The organism is Novosphingobium sp., from assembly GCF_019748365.1.
Classification (GTDB): domain Bacteria; phylum Pseudomonadota; class Alphaproteobacteria; order Sphingomonadales; family Sphingomonadaceae; genus Novosphingobium.
This window is the reverse complement of the sequence record NZ_JAIEPN010000067.1, coordinates 1-24403: the sequence shown is the minus strand read 5'-3', so window position 1 is coordinate 24403 and position 24403 is coordinate 1. Positions and strand designations below refer to the sequence as shown.

Below are 24403 nucleotides of genomic sequence, written 5' to 3'. Positions count from 1 at the left end.
CTCTGGCCGAAGAACGGCTTCATGGGCGTCGAAGTCACCGGCAAGACGCTCGGCCTCATCGGCGCGGGCAATATCGGCTCGATCGTCGCCAGCCGCGCGCTCGGCCTCAAGATGAAGGTCGTCGCCTACGATCCCTTCCTCACCCCCGAACGCGCGATCGAAATGGGCGTCGAAAAGGCCGATCTCGAAACGCTGCTCGCCAAGGCGGACTTCATCACGCTGCACACCCCGCTCACCAGCGAGACGAAGAACATTCTCAGCCGCGAAAACCTCGGCAAGACCAAGAAGGGCGTGCGGATCATCAACTGCGCGCGCGGCGGCCTGATCGATGAAGCCGCGCTCAAGGACCTGATGGATGCGGGCCATGTGGCCGGCGCCGCGCTCGACGTGTTCGAGACCGAACCGGCCAAGGAATCGCCGCTGTTCGGCACGCCCAACTTCATCTGCACCCCGCACCTCGGCGCGAGCACCACCGAAGCGCAGGTCAACGTTGCGCTCCAGGTGGCCGAGCAGATGGGCGAATACCTCACCACCGGCGGCGTGACCAACGCGCTCAACATGCCCTCGCTCTCGGCCGAGGAAGCGCCCAAGCTCAAGCCCTACATGGCGCTCGCCGAACGTCTCGGCAGCCTCGTCGGCCAGCTCGCGCACGACAACCTCACCAAGATCGCCATCGAGGTCGAGGGCGCCGCCGCGCAGCTCAACCAGAAGCCGATCACCGGCGCCGTGCTGGCCGGTCTGATGAAGCAGTATTCGCAGACCGTGAACATGGTCAACGCGCCGTTCCTCGCCAAGGAGCGCGGACTCGACGTGCGCGAAGTCCGGCATGACCGCGAAGGCATCTACCACACCCTCGTGCGCGTCACCGTCGGCACCGCGCAGGGCGATCGCTCGGTCGCGGGCACGCTGTTCGGCAACGGCGAGCCGCGTCTGGTCGAGATCTTCGGCATCGGCATCGAGGCGGACCTCGCCGGCGACATGCTCTACATCGTCAACACCGACGCGCCGGGCTTCATCGGCTCGATCGGGACGCTGCTGGGCAAGTCGGGCATCAACATCGGCACGTTCCACCTCGGTCGCCGCGAGGCCGGTGGCGAGGCGGTGCTGCTGCTCTCGGTCGATAGCCCCGTCAGCGAGGCCGTGCTCGCCGAAGCCCGCACCGTGCCGGGCGTGCGCACCGTCCGCGCGCTGAAGTTCTGATCTGCATGGGCGGATTGGACGGGGCCTCGTCCCTCTCCAATCCGCCCCGAATGCCGTTTGACGCCGCCCGCAAAGGCCCATAGCCTCTTGCCAACGGGGACAGACCTTTGGGGGAACAGACTATGCGCAAGATGCTTCTGGCTGCGGCCATGCTCGGGCTTACGGCCACACCCGCACTCGCCAACGACAACGCGATGATCCAGGCCGCCGACGACGCGCTCGCCGCCGCGTTCAACAAGGGCGATGGCGCTGCGGTCGGTGCGATGTATGCGCCCGATGCCACCCTGCTCCCCGGCGACAACAAGCTCTACAAGGGCGCAGACATCACCGCATGGTGGATTGGCGCGACCAAGGCGATCACCAACCTCAAGCTGACGGTGCTCGAGACCGAGCGCCTCTCCCCCACCTACATCCGCGAAATCTCGCGCGTGCAGTTCGATACGCTGGGCGCCAATTCGGTCCACGCCGACGTCACCGCGGTCGTCGTCTACAAGCTGGTGGATGGCAATTGGATGCTCTGGACCGATATCTTCCACTGATCCCAATCGCTTAGCCCTCTCCCCTGCAGGGGAGAGGGTTGGGAGAGGGGAACAACGCCACAAGAGGCTCTGTCCTTGATGTCTGAAAACAGTGCCTACGATGCCGTCATCATCGGTGCCGGCGTCATCGGCTGCGCCATCGCGCTCGATCTCGCGCGGCGCGGTTTCAAGACTCTGAACGTGGATCGCGGCCCCGCGCCGGGGCACGGCTCCACATCATGGTCGGCCGCGATCATCCGGCCCTACTATTCGACCATCGACGGCACCGCGCTCGCCTATGAAGCACACTTCGCCTGGCAGAACTGGGAGGCGTACCTCGGCTACCGCCCCGATGCCGCGCTGCACTACCACGAAATCGGCTGCCTCGTCCTCGAAGCGGCGGACAATCGCCAGCTGGCCGGCACGCGGACGATCATGCGCGAAGTCGGCGTTCCCTTCACCGACGTTTCGCCAAGCGAGCTTCCCGAATGGCTCCCCGGCGCGGACTTGCGCCAGTTCAGCCCCGTGCGCCGCATCGATGATCCCCAATTCGGCGAAACCGCAGGCGATCCCATCACCGGCGCGATGTTCTGCCCCACCGGCGGCTATATCAGCGATCCCCAACTCGCCACCGCCCAGATCGCCGGAGCCGTGGAGCGCGCCGGCGGCCAGTTCCGCTTCAACGACACCGTCCTCGCCATCCACCAGTCCGCAGGCAGGATCACCGGCCTCACTTGCGCCAGAAGCGGCCTGATCCACACGCCCATCGTCATCAACGCCGCCGGCCCCGCCTCCCGCTGGGTGAATGCCCTTGCCGGTGCGCATCAGCCCCACCACATCAGCACCCGCCCGCTGCGGCAGGAAGTCGCCCACGTCCCCATGCCGCAGACGCCATCGGGCCCCAGCTTGCGCTTCGTCCTCACCGATGCGGACGCCGGCATCTACATGCGCCCGGAGCAGTCGGACCACCTGCTGATCGGCTCGCTGGAACCCGCCTGCGACCACCTCGAATACCTCGACAGCGAAGACTACGAGACCAGCCTCACCGAGCAATGGACCAACCAGGTCTGGCGCGCCGCGCTGCGCTTCCCCCACCTCGGCATCCCCAACACCGCGCAAGGCTTCGCTGCGCTCTATGATGTCAGCGAGGACTGGATTCCGGTCTACGACCGCAGCGACATCGCAGGCTATTTCACCGCCGTCGGCACCAGCGGCAACCAGTTCAAGAACGCCCCCTTGGTCGGCGCCCTGATGGGCCATCTGATCGAAAGCGTGGTGAACGGTGCCGACCACGACAGCGCCCCCTTGCGCTTCCACTTGCCCTTCGCCGGCCGCGAAGTCAGCCTCGAAGCCTTCTCGCGCCTGCGCCCCATCAACCGCGCGAGCAGCTTCTCGGTTCTGGGGTAGCGGCGCCGTTTCTCCAGCGCCATTTCCCACCCTTCGTCATTCCCGCGAAAGCGGGAATCCAGAGCCGCAATCCCGCCTCAGTCAATCGTCGAAGCGCCGTCCACCACCAGACTGCTGCCCACCGCGAACGAAGAGCGGTCCGAAAGCAGCCACATCACAGCCTCGGCCACTTCGCTCGGCTGGCCAAGGCGGCCAATCGGATGATTGGCGACCGCCGCCTCATGCACGCCGGGCGTCTCGAACATTTTCGCCGTCAGATCGGTATAGATGAACGCCGGGCACACCGTGTTGATGCGGATCCCCTGTGCCGCATATTCAAGCGCCGCCGTCTTGGTCAGGCCGATAACGGCGTGCTTGCTGGCAACATAGGCGCTCTGCCCGGCCCAGCCGATGATCCCGGCGGCAGACGCGATGTTGACGATCGCCCCGCGCCCCTGCGGCTTCATCACGCCAAGTTCGGCCTGCATGCAATGCAGCACGCCCATCACGTTGACGTCGAGCACACGGCTGAACACATCCGCCGGATAGTCCAGCACTTCGGCCGAAGCGCCAACGATCCCGGCGTTGTTGACCGCCCCGTCCAGCCCCTGATGAAGCTGCACCGCCTGCGCGATCGCGCCCTGCACATCGGCTGCGGCGGTGACATCACCGGCATGGCAACTCACCCGCAGCCCCCGCTCCAGCAGCGGCGCGGCCACCGCTGCGATGGCCGCTGCATCAAGATCAAACAGCGCAAGGTTCGCCCCCGCCGCCCCCAGCGCCTCAGCCACCCCGCGGCCAATCCCCGCACCCGCGCCGCTGACAAACACCGTCCGGCCCGCAAGCCCGCGATCATTTTCCGGCGCAACCTTCATCATGGCAATTCTCTCCCCCGCATGGCCCGCGCCAGCAGCCGGGCGCTCCGGAAAGAGCGGCGCATGCCCATCATTCCGCCCGACAATCCCGGCAGAATGACCGGAACCGCGCGCATTGGCGATGACACCACCCGCCACTTAATTGCCGCCCACCGCCATGGGCCAACCCCGATCCTTCGCCATCGCCCAATCCTTCGTCATTGCAAGCAAAGCGAAGCAATCCAGAGCGCTGTAGCGCAGACGGCATTTGGGCATTGTTGCCCTGTCGCCGCAATCCCTGCCACCGCAACCCCATCGCCATTTCCCGTGCGCATCCAGCGCATCGGTCATGGCCCCGATCAGACGGGTGCGTTGCTGCCAGAGCGGGCGATCGGGCGGGATATGGTAGATCGCCTGAAGGTAGGCTCTGACCCAGACGGAAAGGCCGCGATAGGCGTCGAGCTTGGGATCTTCTCGGTCGAGATAATTGTAGGGACAGTATACCTATTCCACCGCATGACTGCTCACTGCAAAACTGCGATGGAAATGGGGATGCTGTCCCCAGAATTACCCTCACATCTCCAGCAGAATGGGAAGCCTAAATCCCCACAGGCCTTAGACCGGGTCAATTCGATGCCGTGATCTGCAGCAGCCCCATGCGCGTAAACATTCGGCCATAGCCCGACCGCGGCAAGAATTTCTTCAAAAACGCCACGAACGCCTGCTTGGTGGGGAAGCGGTATTGGCCAAAGTTCGCATCGAACATGACAAAACTGGCGCCCGCAGAATAAATGCCGATACCATGGGCATTTGTATTGGGGCCGTCGAACCTGACATAGTTATAACCAGTTGATTCCGATACCATTTCCACTACCAGCTCCGCGTTGCGATTGAACTCGAAAGACTTCAGGCCTTATTTAGCAGGTGTCAGCGCATATTGTGCGACCGATCTAACCACAGCATAATCCACCGCCCACCATGTCTTGTTGGGTTGATTGTTAAATGCGTCGATCGCCTTTGACTGCTCGTCCATGATAGTTTTGAGCTGTATAAACACCGGACCAACCGTTGCGTTCATTGCGGGCCGATCCGGGCAAGCCTTGGTTGCCGGGCCGAACCAGGCAAGAAAATCCACCCCGGCAAAGTTCTTCTTGATCCACATGATCGCAAGGGCATGACACCATCCGCTTGAAACCGTACCGCCGCCAACGATGCAACGAATGTCGAGCGTCTGATCATATCGCCAATCACAACTTCCCCCAGTGTCGCGCGCATCAGTTGCCGCATTGTCGAAATCATATGGCATGGCCTTGAGTCCTCTCCCAAACAGCGCAAATTCGGTCAAATTAGCACAGCCCCCACCGAGTTGCTAGAGATGGCACCTGATCCTGGACGCGCTGGACACGTGCCAATCGGTTATACTCCTGCGGAATTCAGGGCGGAATTCCGGGGACAGTATACCTATTCCATCGGGTTACGGTCGGGTTACGGTAATACCAGACCAAATCCCCAAACTCTGCCATCTAGCCGACCTGACCATGCCCCACCACAACTCCAACCTCACCCGAATAAATAACAGACGTGTCTGTTATTTATAATCCGCTGTCCTACAACCGCCGCCTTGCGGCATAACGCCCGCATGCACCGCGAACCCAGCACAATTTCGCCATTCTTCACGCCCCACCGGGTGCCGCAAAGGCCGCGCACCCGGCCCCACACTTTCCGCCATGGACTGTGTCAACTGTGTCAACTTGGTGCGCTCCGCGCCCCTCCGCAGGCCTCGGCCAGCCACCGTGCCCGCCCCGCGCAAATGGGGTTCGCATCCCGCGCGCCGTGGGCTAGGGCGCTGCGGTCATGAGCGAACCGAACCCCGATCTCCTGCCCGAGGGCCTTGAAGACCGCCTGCCGCGCGAAGCCGCCGCGACGACGCGGGTGATGCGCAGTTTGCAGGATGTCATGCACGGCCACGGCTATGACCGCGTCCTGCCGCCGATGATCGAGTTCGAGCGCAGTCTGGCTGCGCGGATGGACGGGATCAACCAGCGCCGCATGTTCCGCTTTGTCGATCCGGCGTCCCTCCGGATGATGGCGCTGCGCAGCGATCACACGCCGCAGATCGGCCGCATCGCCGGCACCCGCCTCGCCGCCGCCGCGCGGCCCTTGCGGCTGTGCTATGCGGGGCAGGTGCTCACCATCAAGGGCGATGCGCTCGATCCGGCGCGCGAGCGGCTGCAGTGCGGGGCGGAGCTGATCGGCACCGACAATGTCGCGGCGGCGACCGAGGTCGTCTCCATTGCGATCGAGGCGCTGCAGGCCGCGGGCGCGCAGGGCGTCAGCGTCGATTTCACGCTGCCCGATCTCGTCGATACCCTTGCCGCCAAGGCTTTCCCGCTTGCCGCCCAGCAGATCGAGGCCGTGCGGCGCGAGCTGGATACCAAGGATGCCGGCGGGCTCGTCGATGCGGGGGGCGAGGCCTATGTCCCGCTGCTCTATGCCACCGGCGATTTCGAGACGGCGATCGAGAAGCTTGCCGCCATCGATGCCGGCGGCGCGCTCGCCAGCCGCATCGCCGCGCTGCGTGCCATTGCCGCCGCGCTGGGCGGCACCGCGCGCCTCACGCTCGATCCTTCGGAGCGGCACGGCTTCGAATACCAGTCGTGGCTGGGCTTCACGCTCTATGCCGATGGGTCACGCGGCGCGCTCGGCCGCGGCGGCACCTATCGCATTGCGGGCCCCGGCGAGGGCGAAGTCGCGACCGGCTTCTCGCTCTATCCCGATGCCCTGATCGCGCAAGTGGCCGAGGCCGAACAGGCACCCGAAAGCGTGTTCCTCCCCCTCGGGCATGACCGCGATGTCGCCGCCCGCCTGCGCAGCATCGGCTGGCGCACGGTGGCGGCCCTCAGCGAGGCTGACAGCGCGGCGCCGCTCGGCTGCACCCACGTGCTGCGGGGCGGCGAGCCGGTGAAGCTCTAGAGCTTCACGACCTCGCCGTCTTCCTTGGTGAAGCTTTCGGGCTTCTTGTCGAGCAGATCGAGCACCAGTTCCGAGGGCCGGCACAGCTTGGTACCCTTCGGCGTCACCACGATGGGCCGGTTCACCAGGATCGGGTGCTCCACCATCGCCGTGAGGATCGCCTCGTCGCTGGTGGCGGGATCGGTGAGGCCAAGCTCTTCCGCCGGCGTGCCCTTGGTGCGCATGATGTCGCGGGGGGCGGCGCCCATCTGGATAAGGATCTCGTCAAGCTGCGGCCGCGTCCACCCGGCCTTGACGTATTCGACGACGTCAGGCGCGTAGCCCGCCGCCTCGATCATCGCGAGCGCGTTGCGCGAGGTGCCGCACTTCGGGTTGTGGTAGATGGTGATGGGGAAGCTCTGGGTCATGCCGGGTCCTCTGCCAGAAGCCAGCCGAACACGGCAAGGGCAAGGAGCGCCCCGGCCAGTTGTCCGGCAATGAACAAGGGGATCGAAGCGGGCGCAATGCCTGCGAAGGTATCAGTCAGCCCCCGCGCCAGCGTTACCGCCGGGTTGGCGAACGAAGTCGATGCGGTGAACCAGTAGGCCGAGGTGATATAGAGCCCGACGGCCACGGGTGTGAACTCGGCGCGGTGCTTCGATAGGCCAAGGATCGTGCCGATGAGCCCGAACGTCGCCACAAGCTCCGCAAGGCTCTGGCTCCAGCCATCACGGGCGTGGGTGGACACTTGCAGCAGGGGCGCTGCAAACATCGCATGCGCCAGCCACACGCCCAGCACCGCGCCGATGACTTGCGCTGCAACATAGCCCAGCGCGTCCGCCGCCTTGCGTTCACGGCGCAGCACGGTGACCAGCGTGACGGCAGGATTGAAGTGCGCGCCGGAGATCGGGCCAAACACATGGATCAGCACCACAAGCCCCGCACCGGTCGAAATGGTGTTGCCCAGCAGCGCGATGGCATCGTTCCCGCCCGCGAGCCGCGCGCCCATCACGCCGGAGCCGACCACGATTGCCAGCAGCAGCAGGGTGCCAAGACCTTCCGCCACGATCCGCCGCGCAAGGCTCATGCGCAGGCCTCGCAATCGGGCGCAAGTTCGGCGAGCGGCGCGCAGATTTCCGGCCTTCCGCCGCAGCAATCTTCGGCGAGGAAGCCCATCAGAGCGCGCATCGCGGCATAGTCTGCCGAGTAGATCACCGAACGACCCTCGCGCCGCGCGCTGACCAGCCCGGCATGTTCAAGAATCGCAAGGTGCGTCGAAAGCGTGTTGGGCCGCGCGCCCACTTCGCGCGCGATCACGCCAGCAGGCAGGCCTTCCGGTCCGGCCCTGACAAGCAGGCGGAACACGGCGAGCCGGTGCCCTTGCGCAAGCGCCGAAAGCAGATCCACCGCGCGCGGCAGGGGAAGAGGTGCGGTCAAGCTCGGCTCCTGATTCGATATTTCGGCGATAATCGAAATGGGAGCGCGGGGCCAGTGGCTGCGCGCTGCCGGGCCCCGTTTCCCTTGCCCTTGGCCCCGCACTCCCCTAGGGCGCCAGCCGACTTCGAACTGCAACAGAAAGAGTGCGCGAGCCGTGGCCAACGTGACCGTGATCGGTGCCCAGTGGGGCGATGAGGGCAAGGGCAAGATCGTTGACTGGCTGGCTAGCCGTGCCGACGCCGTGGTGCGGTTCCAGGGCGGCCACAACGCCGGGCACACGCTCGTCGTCGATGGCTCGGTCTACAAACTCTCGCTGCTGCCGTCCGGCATTGTCCGCGGCACGCTTTCGATCATCGGCAACGGTGTGGTGCTCGATCCCTGGGCCTTGAAGGCGGAAATCGAGAAGCTGACCGGGCAGGGCGTCAGCGTGCATGCCGAGAACTTCGCGATTGCCGACAATTGCCCGCTGATCCTGCCGCTCCACCGCGATCTTGATGGCTTGCGTGAGACGGCGGCGGGTTCCGGCAAGATCGGCACCACCGGGCGCGGCATCGGCCCCGCCTATGAAGACAAGGTCGGCCGGCGTGCGATCCGGGTCTGCGATCTGGCGCATCTCGATGCGCTCGATTCGCAGCTCGATCGGCTCTGCGCGCACCATGATGCCTTGCGCGCCGGTTTCGGCCAGCCGCCGGTGGACCGCGCCGCGCTGCTGGAAGAGCTCAAGGAAATTGCGCCTTTCGTGCTGCAATTTGCCCAGCCGGTGTGGAAGCGCCTGAAGAAGGTACGCAAGGCCGGCGCCCGCATCCTGTTCGAAGGCGCGCAGGGCGTGCTGCTCGATGTCGATCACGGCACTTATCCCTTCGTCACTTCGTCCAACACCGTCTCGGGCACCGCTGCTTCGGGCTCGGGCCTCGGCCCCAATTCGACCGGCTTCGTGCTGGGCATCGTCAAGGCCTACACCACCCGCGTCGGTTCGGGTCCGTTTCCGACCGAGCTGGAGGATGAAGTAGGCCAGCGACTGGGCGAGCGCGGCCATGAGTTTGGCACCGTCACCGGACGCAAGCGCCGCTGCGGCTGGTTCGATGCCGTGCTGGTGCGCCAGTCCTGCGCCATTTCTGGCGTCACCGGCATTGCGCTGACCAAGCTCGATGTGCTGGACGGGTTTGACAAGGTGAAGATCTGCACCGGCTACCGCCTGCGCGGGAAAGTGCTCGATTACTTCCCGAGCCACGCGGCCGATCAGGCTGCGGTCGAGCCGATCTACGAGGAAATGGACGGCTGGCAGGGCACCACCGCCGGCGCGCGTTCCTGGGCGGACCTTCCGGCGCAGGCGATCAAGTACATCCAGCGCGTGCAGGAACTGATCGAAACACCGGTCGCGCTCGTCTCCACGAGCCCTGAACGCGAGGACACGATCCTCGTCCGCGATCCGTTCGACGACTGAAGGCGGCCACGCCGAATCGGAGCTGGTTGGCGCTTCCACGCGATTTCGCCGGGGGTGAACCGGGGGTTCGGGATGTGTGACGGTTTCTTCCGCAATGCGGAATGCATCCGCTGTGCGCGGATCAAACTGTTGGATTTTCGCCGATTGTGGGTGCCCGGCAGCCAGAGCTTTCGCGGCCTTCATCCACTATGGAGGAATATGATCTTGACCTGAGCTTGTTTTGTTCCACTCTTGTTGGCATACGGACATTTACGGAGTGCGGTTTCGATGGGACAGGCTGCAAGGCAGTTCGACTACGGTAATGGCGATGCGCAGGCTCCTCGCGTGGTGGAGATGCGGGATCGCGGGCATGACCGTCCCTTGGGGCGCGTGCAGGATCGCGGCACATCGGCGCTGGCGGTCTCCATCTTTGCCGATCGCAGCTATCTGCGCGCGGAGATGGAAGAGGATGTGGTGGCCGCCGGCCTGCGCATCGCGCAGACCGCCGATCTCGGAAATCTGCTCGCCGCAGATGGCGGGCCGGCGCTTGGTGATCTGGTGCTGGTCGATTGCCCGGTGATCGACGGGGCGGAGCTGGCGGCGCTGGCGCGGCTTGATCTACGCGCGGCCAGGAGCGGGGCACACCTCATCGTTTCCACCAGCATCGGCTCGCTCGACGATGTGTTCGGCTGCCTCGATCAAAGCGAGGCGCAGATTCTTGTCACCCCCAGCCGCGCAGACCGTGTGATCGCGCTGGGCCGAACGCTGGCCCGCGCCGGGAACCGCGTGCGCGAACTCTCTGACGAAGACCGGCTCGCGCTGCTGCGCCTTACCGAACAGGTCGGCCAGATTGCCCAGAAGCTTGAAGCCTTGTCGTCCGGTTCGGGCGCTGCGGCGGCGTCTCAGGCTTCGGCGTTCCGCTTTGACGGCCCGGGTGACGAGGCGCGCCTTGACGATGGCACCGACCGGCTGGTTCGCGCTGCGCGGCCGCCGCTGCCCGATCCGCGCCTGGTCCGCAAGATCATCCGCCAGCGCCAGCTGCGCGCACGTTTCTTCGAGGGCGATCTCTTTGCCGATCCCGCCTGGGACATGCTGCTCGATCTCACTGCGGCCCGCGCCGAGCATGTCCGTGTCTCGGTCACCTCGCTGTGCATCGCCTCGGGCGTGCCGCCGACGACCGCGCTGCGCTGGATTGGCCAGATGACCGACGCCGGCCTGCTCCAGCGGGTGGACGACGAGACGGACCGCCGCCGCGCTTTCATCACGCTGACGGACAAGGCCGCCGATGCGATGGCGCGCTATTTTGCCGAACTCGGCACGGCAGCAGCGACGTTGATCTGACGCCGGGTTCGCGGAAGATCTGCCTGCACATCCCGGGCCGGCGTGCGCGTTTGATCGACTTCGGCTCGCAAGCGGCCCATAAGCATTTCGGTGTCCACGGTCCGGCCTCACTGGGCGCGTTGTGGGCTCGTACAAGGTAGCAGTGTGCTTAATGCAGGGGCCCAGCCATGCGCGCAAGGGCTGGTGCTCAGCGCCGCGCGGCGAGGCTTGGGGCGCTCGGCCAGACTACCCGGAGCAGTGGTGCGCCGTGTGCTGCGGGCATGGAAGACCGGGTTTGCATTGCTGCGTTTCTGCAGAGCCGCTGCTGGAACGGGATGCCTGCAGCATTCGTCACAAAGGCCGAGAGGTTGAATGGCTGGTGTCGATCAAGATCCGCCGCGGCGTAACCCGGCAGCCACCTGCCGATGGCGCGGATGCGCAGCGCTGGGTACACGCGGATCGCGCTGCTCAGGCCGCCTCGCGCGCCGCGCCAAGGATGCGATCGCCAAGCATCCGGCCGGAGATCCACGCACATTCGACGCGCGGCCCGAGCAGCCAATCGCCGCATGCGCCGATGCGCTGCTTTTCGTTCCACAGGCAGCCCAGCCCTGTGCCGGCAGACAAGGCATAGCGCCAGCGATGCGCCGAATGGGCGACCGGCTGATGGCCGTTCGCTCCGGTTGCTTCGTGCAGCGCGGTGAGCAGCAGAGGCGCGATTTCTTCCGGGCTGCGCTCGAGATGCGCAGTCGACCATTGCGGTGTCGCCTGCACGACCCAGCTCTCCGGCCCGCTCCGCCCGGGCTTGGCGCTATCACGTGCAGCCCAGGCGAGGATGCCGTGGTTGCGCAGGATGTCCTCGTCGTGGGGCAGGGCGGTGTCGAAGGCAAACATGCCCGTCCAGCACGGCTGCGACCGCGCAAACAGTGCGGTGCGGGCCAGTTCGAAATCATGCAGGGTAAGCATCGGTGCCGCTTGCTCGGCGGGAAGCGCAAGGACAGCCGCGTCGAAATGTTCGGTCGGCATGCCTTCGCCGAGGAGCCGCCATTGCGTGCCCTCTCGGGCAAGGCCGCTCACATGGTGGGAGAAGCGCACTTCGTGTCGCGCCGCCATTTCGCGGACCACAACGTTCATGGCCGGAACCCCGATCCATGCATCCGCACCGGCGTGTGGCCAGCGCACCGCCAGCCCGGCTTCGGCCCAACGCGCGACTTCGGCAGCGAAGCCGTCATGGCGGACAGTGAAGTACTGCGCCCCGAAGTCGAAGCTCGCTTCGCCGTGCGCCGTCTCAACCCGGCGCGAAGCCATGCGGCCGCCGGCTCTGCGACCTTTGTCGAACAGGGTGACTCGCCAGCCTTCCTTTGCCAGAACATCGGCACATGAGAGACCGGCAATTCCGGCCCCGATGATGGCAACGCTACGCATGGGTCTGATCGCCGTTACTTGCGACCCATCAGCGACAGCACTTCCTTGCGGCTGCTGTCATCCTCCAGAAAACAGCCGAGCATGCGGCTGGTAACCATGCCGACGCCCGGCGTGCGCACGCCACGCCCGGTCATGCAGCCATGCTGCGCTTCGATCACAACGGCGACCCCATGCGGCTGGAGGTTGTCCCAGATGCAGTTCGCAACTTCGCTGGTCAGTCGTTCCTGGATCTGCAGGCGGCGCGCAAAGCCATGCAGTACGCGCGCCAGCTTCGAGATGCCGACGACGCGGTTGCGGGGAAGATAGGCGATCGAGGCTGTGCCCGTGATCGGGGCGAGGTGATGCTCGCAGTGCGACTGGAACGGAATGTCGCGCAGCAGGACGACTTCGTCATACCCTGCGACTTCGCTGAACGTGCGGCGCAGGTGGATGCCGGGATCTTCCTCATAGCCGGCGCAATATTCGCGCCATGCGCGGCCGACGCGTGCGGGGGTATCGGTCAGCCCTTCGCGCTCCGGATCATCACCCGCCCAGCGCAGCAACGTGCGGATTGCTTCCTGAACTGGTTCAGGAACAATAAGTTTCCCGTCTTCGTCGCGCGCCTCGAACTCGTGATTGACGTAATTCATGCGTGCGCTCCGTCGGCGAGAGGAAGTTGCGTGCCGGAAGCGGCGACGCATCTGCTACAGAAAAAGGGCGTAAATCCGCGCGGCACATATTGCAGCACCGTCGCAAATGGGTTTACCCATGTAGCAATCTTGGGTCTAAGGATCGGGACAGGGCCGGTTTTTGGGAACATGGACCTAAGGGCAATTGCGCGCGGCGCGCCGGAGCCGAAGGGAAGACGTATGGCAATTGGCGCAATGATCGAGAACAGCCTGGTGGCTGCGGTGGTGAGCAACCCGCGTTTGCCGGACAATCCCATCGTGGATTGCAACGCGGCATTCATGGAGCTCACCGGCTATGGGCGGGATGAAATCATCGGCCGCAACTGCCGCTTCCTGCGCGGACCGGGCACCGAACCTGAACTGACCGCGCAGCTGCGCGATGGTATCGCGGCGCGCGTGCCGGTGATGGTCGAACTGCTCAACTACAAGCGCGATGGGACGCCGTTTCGCAACGCGGTGATGATCGCGCCGATCTTCGATGCTGCGGGTGAGCTGGAATGGTTCCTCGGCAGCCAGGTGGAAATCGCCGGGGCGGCCGATGCGGTGCCAAGCGCCCGCGCCGTTGAAGCGCGCGAAAAGGTTGCCTCGCTTTCCCGCCGCCAGCGCGAGATCCTGGAATGCATCGCGGCCGGTCGGCTCAACAAGCAGATCGCTTACGAGCTTGGGCTTAGCGAACGCACCGTGAAGCTTCACCGCGCGGCAGTGCTGCGCGCGCTGGGCGTACGCACGAGCGCAGACGCCATCCGCATGGCGATCGAAGCAGGGCTCTGAAGCCTGCTCTCACCGCGATGAAGCAAAGGTGCCGGCGCGGGCATTGGGCCCCGCCAAAACGGCGTCTTTTGCCCTCCGGGACAGGTTGAGAGCGCGCGGGCCGAAGCCCACCCTTTGCGCATCGGGTCGATGGAGCAAAGCTCTTCTTCGCGGTCGCAAATGGGTGCGAGCCTTCTGGTCCCCCCCGCTTCACCGGGAGGCTCGCACCTTTCATTTTTATCTCATGAAATCTCCAATCGGCTCCGCAGGATAGGTCGGAAGCCGATACGTCCGTGCGGTGTCCTGCGGCCGATCCTGAGGCCATGCGCGAGGACGAATCGCCTGATCGCCGTGGTGCTCTGTCGAAATCCGCGCTGCTCGCCGCACATGGCAGGCAAGCAGATAGCGAAAGGACCTTGCATCATGACCCGGACACTTGTTTCCACGCGTGCAGAGCGGATTCCCCTTTGGCTCCTTTTCGTCGCCGGCGCCGCGATGGCCTGGAACCTGTTTGGCCTCTACCAGTTGAACGACAGCATGATGCAGTCCGAAGGTGGGTTGATGATGCGCGGCATGAGTGCCGAGGCCGCGCGTATCTACCATGCCCTGCCGGCCTGGATGCATGTTGCCTTTGCTCTGGGTGCGGGGGGCGGAGCGTTCGGCGCCATGCTTCTGGCGATGGGCCGGCGCGGCGCCACCATGGTATTTTCTGCCTCGCTGGCGGGCTATATCGCACTGTTTGTCGGGGACTGGATCCACGGGCTGTTTGCCGTTCTGCCCGGGCAGATGAGCATCGCCGCGGTGGTGCTGGCTATTGCCGTGGCGATGTTGGCGCTCTCGGCATGGGCGCAACGGCGCGGCTGGATTGCGTGAGAGTACGCAAAAGGATCCCCCCGGCCCTGAAGCCGGGGGGACAGGCTGCGTACCTCGTGAATGCGATCAGAACATCACGCCCATTTCAAGCCGCCCGCGCACCTGTTCCTTGTTCAGGCCCGCAGCACCAAAAGCGGCGCCCGGAGCGATCTCGCCGGCGCGGACATAGGAGAATTCCGGCCGGATGAAGAACCGGTCCCATGTGTAGGTGGGTGTGACGGTGAAGCTGAAGGCGTTGGAGCCGGGGCCATAGAGGAAGTTCGCGGCCGTGGCGCTCGGGCGGTTGCTGTCGATGTATTCGAAGCGCACCGGCAGGCTCCAGTGATCGTCGACCTTGTACTTGGCGAGCAGGCCGACCGCGAAATTCTGCGCCTTGGTGGTGCCCAGCTGCGGCAGGTCCGGGACCCATGCATACTGGAAGTAGGGCTGCACCAGCCACTTGCTGCCGGAGTAGCTGTAGATCACGTTGAGGATGGTGCTGTTGTTCTGCACCGTCGGCGTGTTGAAGGTGGAGCGATAGTTCTTGCTGAGCGCGCCGCCCAGCACCACCGAGAGGGCGTGCGGCCCGTCAGCGTAGGTGACGATGCCCGAAAGCCAGTTGAGCTTGCCGGAGAAGAAGCCGTCGGTGTAGGCGAGGCTGAAGCTGAGCTTGCCGGCCGTCACGTTGGCCTGCACACCGCGGGTCATCACGTTTTCCTGGCCCCACAGGACGCCGCGTTCGATGTTCATGTTCTGGAAGGTGAAGGGCGCTTCCAGACCGATCAGCGTGGGCAGGATACCGCCCTGGATGTTGAAGTTGGCCGAAGGCGCAAACTTTACTCAGGCCTGGGGAACCACCCCATAGCTGTTCTTGGTGTAGTCGGTCGACTTCACGAAGGCAGCGCCCAGCGTTTCCTGGTTGTAGAGGCCAGCCTGCACGAGGAACTGGAACACGCCTTCCGGCTTCTGCACGATCACCTGCGCGTTCGACAGATCGGCAAAGCTGTCGGCCACACCGGGTGTGCTGTTCGACTGCGTGCCAAAATAGCCGCTGCCAATGGCGGTCACATAGAGTTTGGAGCCTGCCACATCGACGCTGATCGGATCGGGGTTATAGCTGAGCGGGCCGGCAAGGGCCGGGAGAAGCGCCGGGGGAGGTGCGGCTTCCTCGGCGTGCGCGGCATTCGCGGCGAGCGTGGAAACAGCGGACATAAATGCCGTGGTGGCAAAACGGAACTTCATGTGGAACGACCTCCCTGGGACCAAGCCCGAGATTAAGGATACCGTTCCTGCCTGCAACCACACCCTGCGTGGCATCTCACCATCTGGTGCCACGTCCTGTGCGGTGAAGTAATACTTACGGCAAAAATATTGCTACTTGATTGCTGAATAGTGTCTGAACATTTCTAAACGTGCTGCAGTGCAAAAAACTCGTGCTGCGGTGTTTTTGCAACAGCGGGCGCCGTCACCCGGCCGGACTGTGGGCCCCGGGCATCGGCAGACGGATCACGGCGGCAAGCCCCGTGCCTTCGCCATCAAGCCCACGCTTGTTGATCAGCGCCAGGGTGCCGCCCTCCAGCTTGACCGCCGCCTTCACGATGGAAAGGCCAAGCCCCATCCCCGGCGTATCGCGGGTACGTGCGGTGTCGAGCCGGAAGAACGGCTGAAACACATCCTCCATGCGGTCTTCGGGAATGCCGGGACCATCATCCTCGATGCGGATGACAACGACATCGGTTTCGTTCGCCAGCGAGACGCGGACGTTGCCGGCATAATGCAGCGCATTGTCGATAAGATTCGCCAGCGCCCGGCGGATCGAGACAGCGCGCGCCATGATCTCGCAGCTCTCCGGCCCGTCATAATGCGCGTCGAGGCCCTGATCCGCCGCGCTGTCGACCAGCGTGGCGGCCATGATCGCGATATCGATTCGCTGCGGGGGGATCTGCGTGCCGCCAGCCTCGACGAAGGCCTGAAGCGATTCGAGCAGATGGCGCATCTCGCCAATGTCATGCTCGAGTTCGGCACGCGTTTCCTCGTCGAGCCCGGCGCCCTCCAGCCGCAACTGGAGCCGCGCCAGCGGGGTGCGCAGGTCGTGGCCGATCGCCAGCATCGACTGGGTGCGTTCGGCTTGCTGGCGCTGGATGCGGCGCTGCATCTGATTGAAGGCGCGGATCAGCCGACGCACTTCATCGGGCCCCTGCTCGGGCAGACCGCCAAGGCTTGGCGTCTCGATATTCCGCAAGGCGCCGACGAGCATCTGGAGCGAGCGCATCGTCGCACGGAACATCAGCCATGCGAGGGCACCGAGAATCAGCGTGGGCAGCAGCATCGGCAGGATCTGCCAGAAGGACAACTGCACGCTGATCTTGCCGGCATACGTGTGGAAGCGCAGCGCGCTGCCATCGCTGAGCACCAGCGTGCCGGCCACTTCGCGGCTGTTATGGGTGTGCAGCACCACCAGGCGATGGCCATCTGCCGCAAGCTCCGGCCCCGCCGAAAGGATGCGCGTGGCAAGCGAGGGATCGGACGAGCGCAGGTCCTCGGGCGAAGGCCGCGGGCGCCATGCGAGGTCGAAATGGCGGGTCGCCAAGGCGCGGGCAGTCTCGGCCCTGTGCGCGGGCTGCTCACGCTGGACCGCGCGAGCCGCAAGCGCCAGATGCTCCCCGATGCGCGCGGCATTGTCGCGCTGCACGGCCATGGTGGTCGCCGAATCGAACAGGAAGGTGTTCGCAAGGAAGTCGACCGCGGCGACCAGCAGCAGAATCGCCAGCAGCCGCTCGGTCAGGCCAAGGCGGCGAAGTCCCAGGCGATACGGGCGTTTCAACCCCGCCGGACTTCCGCCTTGAACATGTAGCCCACCCCGCGCACCGTCACGATCGGGGGTTCGCTGCCGCTTGCCGAAAGCTTGCGACGCAGTCGGCTGACCAGCACGTCGATGCTGCGATCCGAGCTGTCGCCAAGGCGCGTGCGCGAAAGCTCGATCAGACGTTCGCGGCCAAGCACGCGCTGGCGGTGGCTGACGAACGTGGCGAGCAGATCGAATTCGGCGCCGGTGAGATCGACCATCGCACCGCTGGGCGAGCGCAGTTCGCGCCGCGAGAGCGAAAGCGTCCAACCCTCGAAGTGAACTTCGCTGGTGCGCTCGTCGCCCTTGGTGAACCCCTCGCCGCCGCCGCGCCGCAGCACCGCGCCGATCCGCGCGATCAGCACCCGCGCGCTGTAGGGCTTGGCAATGTAGTCGTCTGCTCCGAGTTCGAGCCCGAGCACGCGGTCTTCCTCGCTGCCGCGCGCCGAGGCGAAGATGATCGGCACATCGCTTTGCCGACGCAGCTTGCGGAAGAGTTCGATCCCGCTGGCACCGGGCAGCATGATATCGAGCACAACGAGTTCGGCAGGTTCCGCTTCGAGCATCACCCACATTTCGGCGCCTGTGGCGGCCGTGCGCACGGCATAGCCGTTTTCGCGCAGGGCGCGCGCGGTGAGCATGCGCAGGGAGACGTCGTCTTCAACGAGCAGAATGGAAGGTGCAGTCATGTCCGTGCTTTCGAACCTAGGGGGGCTGGGCATCGACGGCGACCGGGGGCAGGTACCCGGCGGTCAGTGGCAAGAGCAGGCGTGGCAGGCAGTATGGACAAACTCCGCGGCTCGTGTGCGCAACGATCCGATGATGACTTTGCATTGCCTGCATTCGTCCCTCTAATGACGAATTGTGTCTTGTGCAAAATCGCCTGTCACCATGGCCTGCTGTCCTGCCAATCGGCACGCACATCGACACCTCCGATTGACGAACCGCCCAAAACCCAGCATGAGCGCCACTTCCGCGCGAGCGGGCGGTTAGCTCAGTTGGTAGAGCATCTCGTTTACACCGAGAGGGTCGGCGGTTCGAGCCCGTCACCGCCCACCATGCGGCCACTCCCCCGATTTCGAGGCCATAGGCTTTGCTTATAGGCTCGCCATAGCAAATCCGATTGGCCACCTGCGGGCCGCCACGTTATCTCATTACGTGCGGACCGGGCCCCTCTGGTAGCTGTCACCCCCCCGCTTCAGACAGCTGCGATGTCGGACCGCATCGAGCCGACCCGGACAGTCCAATCCCCCCCCACTCATCAGGACTGCACGGGTCGGCTCGAACCGGATCACTCGGACCTGGAGAGAGGCAATGCAAGCACAGGACTATCGGCTGACACTGGTGCACCACCGGCTGGAGACCGAAATCGGCCGCGAGCAGGCGCGCAGGGCGCCCGATCGTTGGCGGTTGATGCGGTTGAAGAAGCTGAAGCTGGCAATCAAGGACCGGCTGCACCGGCTGGCGCGGCCCGGCGAAGTGGCCGGTTAGTGGCAAAGGCCCATCAGGGCGCCTCGAATGCGCCCTGATGGCTTTCTAGCGCAGCGTATCGGCCAGCATGGCATCGGTGCGCGGGCCGGCCCAATCGTGCGAACCGATCATGCGCCAGACTTCCTTGCCTTGCGCATCATAAAGCACGGTGGTGGGCAGCACGCCCGTGTTGTAGTGCTGGCTGAGCGCGTTCTCGGGATCGAGCCAGGGCGCGAGGTGCGTCAGCTTGCGGTCCTTGAAGAAGGCATCGACCGCCGCCGCCTGATCCGAATCCTGCGAGATGGTGAGCACGGCGAGCTTGTCTGCCTTCGCGCCGGCGAGGGCATCGAGCGCGGGCATCTCGAGCTTGCAGGGGCCGCACCATGTCGCCCAGAGGTTGATCAGCACCGGTTTGCCCTTCAGGTCGAGCAGGCGGATCTTCTTCCCCGATGGATCGCTGAACGTGAAATCGGGCATCGCGGCGCCGCGATTGCTGATGTCCAGCGAACCATTGGGCGGACTGGGCGCTTCCGCCTGAGCGGCAGGCGCGGAAGCGGCGCTCTGCGGTTGCGTGTCTGCCGGGGTTTGCTTATCGCACCCGGCGAGAAGGCCCGCAGCCACAAGCGGGACCATGAAAGCGAACGGACGCGGCGAAATGAGCGGCAATTCAGGCTCCAACCAGATGTGGGGCGGGCGCTTCGCGGCGGGCCCTTCGGCCGTCATGCGCGAAATCAACGCCTCGATTCCCTTCGACAAGGTCTTGTGGCGGCAGGACATCGCCGCGTCAAAGGCCCATGTGGCCATGCTGGGCGCGCAGGGTATCGTCACGGCGGAGGACGCGGCGCTGATTTCCGGCGGGCTCGATCAGGTTGCCGCCGAGTATGAGGCGAGCGGGGTTCCGGAAAACTGGGACCTCGAAGATATCCATATGACGACCGAGAGCCGGCTTGCCGAACTGATTGGCCCGGCAGCGGGGCGCCTTCACACCGCGCGCAGCCGCAACGATCAGGTCGCGACCGATTTCCGGCTCTGGGTGCGCGATTGTGTGGACCAGACCGGCGCGGCACTGGAGGCCCTGCAGGTGGCGCTGGTCACCCGCGCCGGTGAGCATGCGGCGAGCATCATGCCCGGCTTCACCCACCTGCAGACCGCGCAGCCGGTTACGCTGGGGCATCATCTGATGGCCTACTACGAGATGATCCAGCGCGACCGCTCGCGCTTTGCCGATGCACGGGTGCGGATGAACCAGTGCCCGCTGGGCAGCGCGGCGCTGGCGGGGACGGGGTTCCCTATCGACCGTGATGCTACCGCCAAGGCGCTGGGCTTCGATGGGCCGACCGCGAACAGCCTCGACTCGGTGTCCGACCGCGATTTCGCGCTCGATTTCCTGATGGCGGCGGCGCAGTGCTCGCTGCACCTCTCGCGCCTTGCCGAAGAATTCGTGATCTGGGCGAGCCAGCCGTTCGGTTTCGTCACCCTGCCGGACAGCCTTTCGACCGGCAGTTCGATCATGCCGCAGAAGAAGAACCCCGATGCGGCGGAGTTGGTGCGCGGCCACGCGGGGCGGATCGTGGGCTGCCTGACGGCGCTGATGATCACGATGAAGGGCCTGCCGCTCGCTTATTCCAAGGACATGCAGGACGACAAGCCGCCGGTGTTCGAGGCGGCCTCGCTGCTCGCGCTCTCGATCGCGGCGATGACCGGCATGGTGGCCGAGGCAACCTTCCGCACCGAGCGCATGCGCGGCGCGGCCGAACTGGGCTATGCCACTGCGACCGATCTGGCCGACTGGCTGGTGCGGCAGGCGAACATTCCTTTCCGCGAGGCGCACCACATCACCGGCGCTGCGGTGAAACTTGCGGAGAGCCGCGGCGTGGCGCTCGATCAGCTGGCGCTGGCGGACCTCAAGGCGATCGATGCCCGCGTGGACGAGCGCGTGTTTGCCGCGCTTTCGGTCGAGGCGAGCGTGGCGGCGCGCGCCAGCCATGGCGGAACCGCGCCGGACGAGGTAAGGAAGCGCGTGGCCGAGGCGCGCCTTGCGCTGGGCCTGGAGCCATGATGCGCAATCTTCGCAACCTGATCCTGCTGGCTGCCCTTGGCACTGCCCTGGCGGGCTGCGGTGCGCGGCGCGAGCTACAGCCGCTCAAAGGCCACGCGCTGCCCCCGGCGCCCTATGGCCGCGAGGACAAACCCGGGCCCGATGCGCTGCTGACCCCGCCGGTGCAGGCGAAACCGCAGCGCAATATCGAGCTCCGGCTTCGGTCGGAGGACCGCGAGGACGATCCCTTCGATCTGCCGCCGGAAGAATAGACCCCTGCTCTGGCCCCGCGCCGGACCCCAGTTTCCAGGAATACCCCGATGGATCATTTCGAATTTCGCGGCGGCGTGCTTCATGCCGAGGATGTGCCGCTGCCTGTGATCGCGGCCGAAGTCGGCACGCCGGTCTACGTCTATTCGCGCGCCACGCTGACGCGCCATGCGCGGGTGTTCCGCGATGCGCTGAAGGTGCTGCCCAAGGTTCACCTCGCTTTTGCGGTGAAGTCCAACCCGAACCTCGCCGTGCTCAAGGTGCTCGCGGCGGAGGGCTATGGCGCGGACGTGGTTTCGGCTGGCGAGCTGGACCGCGCGCTCGCGGCGGGCATTCCGGCGGCGGACATCGTGTTTTCGGGCGTTGGCAAGACATCCGCGGAAATGCGCCGCGCGCTGGAGGCCGGGTGCGGGCAATTCAATCTGGAAAGCGAGGAGGAGGGCGCTGAGCTGGCCGAGATCGCCGCCAGCATGGGGCTCACCGCGACGGCGACGCTGCGGATCAATCCCGATGTCGATGCGGGCACCCACGCCAAGATCTCGACCGGCAAGGCCGAGAACAAGTTCGGCGTGCCCTATGACCGCGCGGCGGGCATCTATGCGCGGCTTTCCGCGCTGCCGGGGCTGAACCTGCGCGGCCTTGCGCTGCATATCGGCAGCCAGCTTTCCCGGCTCGATCCGCTGGAAGCGGCCTTTGCCAAGGCCGGGGCGCTGATGCAGGCGATCCGCGCTGCGGGCTTTGCGGTGACCCACATGGACCTCGGCGGCGGCGTCGGTGTGCCCTACAAGGCGGGCGAAGTGTTCCCGCAGCCGGCGGACTATGCGGCCATGGTGGCGCGGGTCACGAAGGACTGGGACGTCACGCTGATGTTCGAGCCGGGGCGGCTGATCACCGGCAATACCGGCGTGCTGCTGACGGAAGTGGTCCGCGTGAAGCAGGGCGCGCTGCACCCCTGGGTCGTCGTGGACGCTGCGATGAACGATCTCGCGCGCCCGGCGATGTACGATGCCTGGCACGATTTCAGCGCGGTGAAGCCCAGCGGCGAGACCATGACCGCGAACATCGTCGGCCCGATCTGCGAATCGAGCGATACCTTCGCCATGGCGCGCGAGATCGACGTCGTGGCGCGCGGCGATCTTGCGGTGTTCCGCACCGCGGGCGCCTATGGTGCGACGATGGCGAACACATACAACTCGCGGCCCATGGTGCCCGAAGTGATGGTGGACGGCGCGAAGTGGGCGGTGGTGGCGGACCGGATCGAGCCTTCCACGATTCTTTCTGCCGAACGCGTGCCCGAGTGGCTTGAATGAGCCTGCCGAGCCTCCCGCTGTTTCACCGCCTCGCCGGGCAGCCGGTGGTGGTGCTGGGGCACGGCGAAGCGGCGGAGGCGAAGCGGCGGCTGGTGGTCCGAGCGGGCGGCAAGGTGATCGAGGACCTCGCCGAGGGCATCGATATCGGGGCGCGGCTGGCGTTCATTGCGCACGAGGATGAGGGCGCCTGTCAGGCCGATGCGATCCGCGCGCGCGGGGCGGGTTTGCTCGTCAATGTCGTCGACAAGCCGGCGCTGTGCGATTTCACCACGCCTTCGATCATCGACCGCGCGCCGGTGATCATTGCGGTGGGCACGGGCGGCGCCTCGGCGGGGCTCGCAAAGGCGCTGCGGCTGCGGTTGGAGCGGCTGCTGCCACAAGGGCTGGGCGCGCTGGCCGAAGCGCTCTACGCCGCGCGCGGGGCAATGCGGTCGCGCTGGCCGACGGCACCCGAACGCCGCCGCGCGCTCGATGCTGCTCTCGAAGAGGGCGGTGCGCTCGATCCCCTGCGTGGGGGCGATGCAGCCGCTGTTGCAGGCTGGCTGGCCCGCGGCGCGGATGGTGCCTCCGGGCGCTTCACGATCACGCTGCGCTCGGCCGATCCGGATGACCTGACGCTGCGCGAGGCGCGGCTGCTGGGGCAGGCTGATGCGGTTGTGGCGGGGCCGCAGGTGCCGGCGGCCGTGCTGGCGCGGGTGCGCGCGGATGCTGCGCGGCTTGTGCCGGGCATGCCCGAGCCGGAAGCCGGCATCGTAGTGGTGATCGAGGCAGGTCCGACAGAAACGTCGTCATTGCGAGCGTAGCGAAGCAATCCAGAGCGTCATGCGCAACCGCTCTGGATTGCTTCGCTGCGCTCGCAATGACGAGGGATTGGCTCGGGGGATGACGGGACTCGGGGCCGCTTGATACGGCCCGATTCGCTCAATCCGGCGCGACGATGTGCGCGAAGAGCTGGTCGAGGTGGAGCTGGAGTTCCTGCACCGCCAGATTGCCCGCGTGGCGCGGCAGGCTCAGTGGCAGGCTCATGCTCTGGTGAAGCGCCGAGGCTTCGGTAATCGTGAGCAGGCCGCGCTGGCGCAGGATGTTGGCCAGGCTGGCGATGCCGTTGATCGCGCAGATGTCCGAAACTTCCAGCGCTGCGAAGAGCTGGGGTAGATCAAGATCGGGCAGATCGGTCATTCAGGCAGGACTGGGGCTGGTGGCCAGCCGTTCCAGTCGCGAGCGTTCCCGGCCTTCTGTCACTTCGCGGAGCTGATCGGCCATGGCGCGCCATGCCTTTTCCGAGCGGAGCGCGCGGTCCCGCACATTGTCGAGCTTGGCGCCCGAGGCTTCCGTGGCCGCCTGATCGGCGCGTTCGATGAGAAATTCGTAGGACAACGCCATCAACATCGACTCCGGGCAGAAGAACAGGCGGAAGGAAGGCGCCCGCAGCGGCCGACGTATCAGCTGCTGCGGGCTCGCCTCGATCAGTTCGCGCTGGCGAGATTGATCGCCGATTCCTTGCCATTGCGGCCGGTCTCGACGTCATAGCTCACGCGCTGGTCCTTGCTCAGCGTGGCGAGGCCGGCGGCCTGCACGGCAGAGATGTGGACGAAGCTGTCCTTGCCGCCATCATCCGGCTGGATGAAGCCATAGCCCTTGTCTTCGTTGAAGAATTTTACGGTTCCGATAGTCATGGTCGCTTCCTT

29 protein-coding genes, 1 tRNA gene and 1 pseudogene are annotated in these 24403 nt (G+C 65.5%); 15 read left to right on the top strand and 16 right to left on the bottom strand.

From position 1 onward, the window contains the following. The 3 genes from serA to K5Q19_RS08970 all read left to right on the top strand — a co-directional run. A partial coding sequence (gene serA, locus K5Q19_RS08980) for a phosphoglycerate dehydrogenase (RefSeq protein WP_292943707.1) occupies positions 1 to 1200 on the top strand: 1200 nt, incomplete at its 5' end. 122 nt (positions 1201 to 1322) lie between these two features. Next, complete coding sequence (locus tag K5Q19_RS08975) at positions 1323 to 1739, top strand: nuclear transport factor 2 family protein (protein ID WP_292943704.1); 417 nt, start codon at positions 1323 to 1325, stop codon at positions 1737 to 1739. Positions 1740 to 1817: 78 nt separating this feature from the next. Further along, positions 1818 to 3125: an FAD-dependent oxidoreductase gene (locus K5Q19_RS08970; RefSeq protein ID WP_292943701.1), complete on the top strand. Its 1308-nt coding sequence runs from the start codon at positions 1818 to 1820 to the stop codon at positions 3123 to 3125. 77 nt (positions 3126 to 3202) lie between these two features. Here the strand turns inward: K5Q19_RS08970 and K5Q19_RS08965 are convergent, their stop codons facing one another. Continuing rightward, the gene (locus K5Q19_RS08965) at positions 3203 to 3982 is read right to left on the bottom strand and encodes an SDR family oxidoreductase (RefSeq protein ID WP_292943698.1); all 780 of its coding nucleotides are present in this window, start codon (positions 3980 to 3982) and stop codon (positions 3203 to 3205) included. A 60-nt stretch (positions 3983 to 4042) separates the two neighbouring features. Here K5Q19_RS08965 and K5Q19_RS08960 point away from each other — a divergent pair, with 60 nt between their 5' ends. After that, positions 4043 to 4600 (top strand): hypothetical protein, encoded by a 558-nt coding sequence (locus tag K5Q19_RS08960; RefSeq protein WP_292943695.1) that lies wholly within the window; start codon positions 4043 to 4045, stop codon positions 4598 to 4600. Here the strand turns inward: K5Q19_RS08960 and K5Q19_RS08955 are convergent. Both K5Q19_RS08955 and K5Q19_RS08950 read right to left on the bottom strand, forming a co-directional pair. Then, positions 4584 to 4823, bottom strand: a complete 240-nt coding sequence (locus K5Q19_RS08955; protein ID WP_292943725.1) for a YopT-type cysteine protease domain-containing protein — start codon at positions 4821 to 4823, stop codon at positions 4584 to 4586. The two genes, K5Q19_RS08960 and K5Q19_RS08955, sit on opposite strands and share 17 nt — an antisense overlap. A gap of 48 nt (positions 4824 to 4871) precedes the next feature. Next, positions 4872 to 5303, bottom strand: coding sequence for a hypothetical protein (locus tag K5Q19_RS08950; RefSeq protein ID WP_292943692.1), 432 nt, complete (start codon positions 5301 to 5303; stop codon positions 4872 to 4874). 509 nt (positions 5304 to 5812) lie between these two features. On the opposite strand from K5Q19_RS08950, the gene K5Q19_RS08945 reads away from it, so the two are divergent. Continuing rightward, positions 5813 to 6931 (top strand): ATP phosphoribosyltransferase regulatory subunit, encoded by a 1119-nt coding sequence (locus tag K5Q19_RS08945; RefSeq protein ID WP_292943689.1) that lies wholly within the window; start codon positions 5813 to 5815, stop codon positions 6929 to 6931. On the opposite strand, the gene arsC is transcribed toward K5Q19_RS08945, so the two are convergent. The 3 genes from arsC to K5Q19_RS08930 are packed head-to-tail and all read right to left on the bottom strand — an operon-like array spanning position 6928 to position 8347. Further along, a complete protein-coding gene (gene arsC, locus K5Q19_RS08940) occupies positions 6928 to 7338 on the bottom strand; it encodes an arsenate reductase (glutaredoxin) (protein WP_292943686.1) in 411 nt (136 codons plus the stop codon). The genes K5Q19_RS08945 and arsC overlap by 4 nt on opposite strands. Beyond that, a complete protein-coding gene (locus tag K5Q19_RS08935; protein WP_292943683.1) occupies positions 7335 to 7997 on the bottom strand; it encodes an MIP/aquaporin family protein in 663 nt (220 codons plus the stop codon). Before K5Q19_RS08935 ends, arsC begins: the two co-directional genes overlap by 4 nt. Continuing rightward, the gene (locus K5Q19_RS08930; RefSeq protein ID WP_292943681.1) at positions 7994 to 8347 is read right to left on the bottom strand and encodes a metalloregulator ArsR/SmtB family transcription factor; all 354 of its coding nucleotides are present in this window, start codon (positions 8345 to 8347) and stop codon (positions 7994 to 7996) included. Before K5Q19_RS08930 ends, K5Q19_RS08935 begins: the two co-directional genes overlap by 4 nt. A gap of 154 nt (positions 8348 to 8501) precedes the next feature. Between K5Q19_RS08930 and K5Q19_RS08925 the strand changes: the two genes are divergently transcribed. Beyond that, on the top strand, positions 8502 to 9791 hold the full coding sequence (locus tag K5Q19_RS08925) for an adenylosuccinate synthase (protein ID WP_292943679.1): 1290 nt from the start codon (positions 8502 to 8504) through the stop codon (positions 9789 to 9791). Between the two features lie 267 nt (positions 9792 to 10058). Continuing rightward, the gene (locus K5Q19_RS08920) at positions 10059 to 11111 is read left to right on the top strand and encodes a winged helix DNA-binding protein (protein WP_292943677.1); all 1053 of its coding nucleotides are present in this window, start codon (positions 10059 to 10061) and stop codon (positions 11109 to 11111) included. A gap of 447 nt (positions 11112 to 11558) precedes the next feature. On the opposite strand, the gene K5Q19_RS08915 is transcribed toward K5Q19_RS08920, so the two are convergent. Then, positions 11559 to 12512: an FAD-dependent oxidoreductase gene (locus tag K5Q19_RS08915; RefSeq protein ID WP_292943675.1), complete on the bottom strand. Its 954-nt coding sequence runs from the start codon at positions 12510 to 12512 to the stop codon at positions 11559 to 11561. Between the two features lie 14 nt (positions 12513 to 12526). Next, positions 12527 to 13141: a GTP cyclohydrolase I FolE gene (gene folE, locus K5Q19_RS08910; protein ID WP_292943672.1), complete on the bottom strand. Its 615-nt coding sequence runs from the start codon at positions 13139 to 13141 to the stop codon at positions 12527 to 12529. Between the two features lie 219 nt (positions 13142 to 13360). On the opposite strand from folE, the gene K5Q19_RS08905 reads away from it, so the two are divergent. Then, positions 13361 to 13951: a LuxR C-terminal-related transcriptional regulator gene (locus K5Q19_RS08905; protein ID WP_147160301.1), complete on the top strand. Its 591-nt coding sequence runs from the start codon at positions 13361 to 13363 to the stop codon at positions 13949 to 13951. A gap of 402 nt (positions 13952 to 14353) precedes the next feature. Further along, positions 14354 to 14803 (top strand): hypothetical protein, encoded by a 450-nt coding sequence (locus K5Q19_RS08900; RefSeq protein WP_292943665.1) that lies wholly within the window; start codon positions 14354 to 14356, stop codon positions 14801 to 14803. A 66-nt stretch (positions 14804 to 14869) separates the two neighbouring features. Here the strand turns inward: K5Q19_RS08900 and K5Q19_RS08895 are convergent. The 4 genes and pseudogenes from K5Q19_RS08895 to K5Q19_RS08880 form a co-directional block, all read right to left on the bottom strand. After that, positions 14870 to 15607, bottom strand: a pseudogene (locus K5Q19_RS08895) (outer membrane beta-barrel protein); the annotation flags it as partial. A 15-nt stretch (positions 15608 to 15622) separates the two neighbouring features. After that, on the bottom strand, positions 15623 to 16024 hold the full coding sequence (locus K5Q19_RS08890) for a hypothetical protein (RefSeq protein WP_292943662.1): 402 nt from the start codon (positions 16022 to 16024) through the stop codon (positions 15623 to 15625). A gap of 223 nt (positions 16025 to 16247) precedes the next feature. Next, positions 16248 to 17606: an ATP-binding protein gene (locus K5Q19_RS08885; RefSeq protein WP_292943659.1), complete on the bottom strand. Its 1359-nt coding sequence runs from the start codon at positions 17604 to 17606 to the stop codon at positions 16248 to 16250. Beyond that, positions 17603 to 18316 (bottom strand): response regulator transcription factor, encoded by a 714-nt coding sequence (locus tag K5Q19_RS08880; RefSeq protein WP_292943657.1) that lies wholly within the window; start codon positions 18314 to 18316, stop codon positions 17603 to 17605. Before K5Q19_RS08880 ends, K5Q19_RS08885 begins: the two co-directional genes overlap by 4 nt. A 294-nt stretch (positions 18317 to 18610) precedes the next feature. Here K5Q19_RS08880 and K5Q19_RS08875 point away from each other — a divergent pair. Next, positions 18611 to 18686, top strand: a tRNA-Val gene (locus tag K5Q19_RS08875). 255 nt (positions 18687 to 18941) lie between these two features. Beyond that, positions 18942 to 19118 (top strand): YdcH family protein, encoded by a 177-nt coding sequence (locus K5Q19_RS08870; protein ID WP_292943655.1) that lies wholly within the window; start codon positions 18942 to 18944, stop codon positions 19116 to 19118. 45 nt (positions 19119 to 19163) lie between these two features. Here the strand turns inward: K5Q19_RS08870 and K5Q19_RS08865 are convergent, their stop codons facing one another. Then, on the bottom strand, positions 19164 to 19763 hold the full coding sequence (locus K5Q19_RS08865; RefSeq protein ID WP_365758978.1) for a TlpA disulfide reductase family protein: 600 nt from the start codon (positions 19761 to 19763) through the stop codon (positions 19164 to 19166). On the opposite strand from K5Q19_RS08865, the gene argH reads away from it, so the two are divergent. From argH to K5Q19_RS08845, 4 genes are read left to right on the top strand one after another with little or no spacing between them, the layout of a single operon-like run. Beyond that, positions 19753 to 21156 (top strand): argininosuccinate lyase, encoded by a 1404-nt coding sequence (argH, locus tag K5Q19_RS08860; protein ID WP_292943653.1) that lies wholly within the window; start codon positions 19753 to 19755, stop codon positions 21154 to 21156. The genes K5Q19_RS08865 and argH overlap by 11 nt on opposite strands. Further along, a complete protein-coding gene (locus K5Q19_RS08855; RefSeq protein WP_365758974.1) occupies positions 21153 to 21407 on the top strand; it encodes a hypothetical protein in 255 nt (84 codons plus the stop codon). Before argH ends, K5Q19_RS08855 begins: the two co-directional genes overlap by 4 nt. A gap of 48 nt (positions 21408 to 21455) precedes the next feature. Beyond that, positions 21456 to 22715 carry a diaminopimelate decarboxylase gene (gene lysA / locus K5Q19_RS08850; protein WP_292943651.1) on the top strand — a complete coding sequence of 420 codons (1260 nt, stop codon included), beginning with the start codon at positions 21456 to 21458 and terminating at the stop codon, positions 22713 to 22715. Next, a complete protein-coding gene (locus tag K5Q19_RS08845) occupies positions 22712 to 23518 on the top strand; it encodes an NAD(P)-dependent oxidoreductase (RefSeq protein ID WP_292943648.1) in 807 nt (268 codons plus the stop codon). The genes lysA and K5Q19_RS08845 overlap by 4 nt, the downstream gene beginning before the upstream one ends. A gap of 118 nt (positions 23519 to 23636) precedes the next feature. Here the strand turns inward: K5Q19_RS08845 and K5Q19_RS08840 are convergent, their stop codons facing one another. The 3 genes from K5Q19_RS08840 to K5Q19_RS08830 form a co-directional block, all read right to left on the bottom strand. After that, the gene (locus K5Q19_RS08840; RefSeq protein WP_292943645.1) at positions 23637 to 23894 is read right to left on the bottom strand and encodes a hypothetical protein; all 258 of its coding nucleotides are present in this window, start codon (positions 23892 to 23894) and stop codon (positions 23637 to 23639) included. After that, the gene (locus K5Q19_RS08835; protein WP_292943642.1) at positions 23895 to 24098 is read right to left on the bottom strand and encodes a hypothetical protein; all 204 of its coding nucleotides are present in this window, start codon (positions 24096 to 24098) and stop codon (positions 23895 to 23897) included. 83 nt (positions 24099 to 24181) lie between these two features. Next, positions 24182 to 24391, bottom strand: coding sequence for a cold-shock protein (locus K5Q19_RS08830; RefSeq protein WP_067907594.1), 210 nt, complete (start codon positions 24389 to 24391; stop codon positions 24182 to 24184). Positions 24392 to 24403 lie beyond the last annotated feature (12 nt).

Bases quoted from the DNA above. Each gene is read 5' to 3' on its own strand.
- K5Q19_RS08975 (WP_292943704.1), top strand. From the start codon at position 1,323: ATGCGCAAGATGCTTCTGGCTGCGGCCATGCTCGGGCTTACGGCCACA.
- argH (WP_292943653.1), top strand. From the start codon at position 19,753: ATGAGCGGCAATTCAGGCTCCAACCAGATGTGGGGCGGGCGCTTCGCG.
- K5Q19_RS08965 (WP_292943698.1), bottom strand. From the start codon at position 3,982: ATGATGAAGGTTGCGCCGGAAAATGATCGCGGGCTTGCGGGCCGGACG.
- K5Q19_RS08890 (WP_292943662.1), bottom strand. From the start codon at position 16,024: ATGAAGTTCCGTTTTGCCACCACGGCATTTATGTCCGCTGTTTCCACG.
- K5Q19_RS08835 (WP_292943642.1), bottom strand. From the start codon at position 24,098: ATGGCGTTGTCCTACGAATTTCTCATCGAACGCGCCGATCAGGCGGCC.
- K5Q19_RS08900 (WP_292943665.1), top strand. From the start codon at position 14,354: ATGACCCGGACACTTGTTTCCACGCGTGCAGAGCGGATTCCCCTTTGG.
- arsC (WP_292943686.1), bottom strand. From the start codon at position 7,338: ATGACCCAGAGCTTCCCCATCACCATCTACCACAACCCGAAGTGCGGC.
- K5Q19_RS08945 (WP_292943689.1), top strand. From the start codon at position 5,813: ATGAGCGAACCGAACCCCGATCTCCTGCCCGAGGGCCTTGAAGACCGC.
- K5Q19_RS08870 (WP_292943655.1), top strand. From the start codon at position 18,942: ATGCAAGCACAGGACTATCGGCTGACACTGGTGCACCACCGGCTGGAG.
- K5Q19_RS08960 (WP_292943695.1), top strand. From the start codon at position 4,043: ATGCCCATCATTCCGCCCGACAATCCCGGCAGAATGACCGGAACCGCG.
- K5Q19_RS08970 (WP_292943701.1), top strand. From the start codon at position 1,818: ATGTCTGAAAACAGTGCCTACGATGCCGTCATCATCGGTGCCGGCGTC.
- K5Q19_RS08855 (WP_365758974.1), top strand. From the start codon at position 21,153: ATGATGCGCAATCTTCGCAACCTGATCCTGCTGGCTGCCCTTGGCACT.
- K5Q19_RS08935 (WP_292943683.1), bottom strand. From the start codon at position 7,997: ATGAGCCTTGCGCGGCGGATCGTGGCGGAAGGTCTTGGCACCCTGCTG.
- K5Q19_RS08920 (WP_292943677.1), top strand. From the start codon at position 10,059: ATGGGACAGGCTGCAAGGCAGTTCGACTACGGTAATGGCGATGCGCAG.
- K5Q19_RS08840 (WP_292943645.1), bottom strand. From the start codon at position 23,894: ATGACCGATCTGCCCGATCTTGATCTACCCCAGCTCTTCGCAGCGCTG.
- K5Q19_RS08880 (WP_292943657.1), bottom strand. From the start codon at position 18,316: ATGACTGCACCTTCCATTCTGCTCGTTGAAGACGACGTCTCCCTGCGC.
- K5Q19_RS08830 (WP_067907594.1), bottom strand. From the start codon at position 24,391: ATGACTATCGGAACCGTAAAATTCTTCAACGAAGACAAGGGCTATGGC.
- K5Q19_RS08915 (WP_292943675.1), bottom strand. From the start codon at position 12,512: ATGCGTAGCGTTGCCATCATCGGGGCCGGAATTGCCGGTCTCTCATGT.
- K5Q19_RS08955 (WP_292943725.1), bottom strand. From the start codon at position 4,823: ATGGTATCGGAATCAACTGGTTATAACTATGTCAGGTTCGACGGCCCC.
- K5Q19_RS08905 (WP_147160301.1), top strand. From the start codon at position 13,361: ATGGCAATTGGCGCAATGATCGAGAACAGCCTGGTGGCTGCGGTGGTG.
- K5Q19_RS08845 (WP_292943648.1), top strand. From the start codon at position 22,712: ATGAGCCTGCCGAGCCTCCCGCTGTTTCACCGCCTCGCCGGGCAGCCG.
- folE (WP_292943672.1), bottom strand. From the start codon at position 13,141: ATGAATTACGTCAATCACGAGTTCGAGGCGCGCGACGAAGACGGGAAA.
- lysA (WP_292943651.1), top strand. From the start codon at position 21,456: ATGGATCATTTCGAATTTCGCGGCGGCGTGCTTCATGCCGAGGATGTG.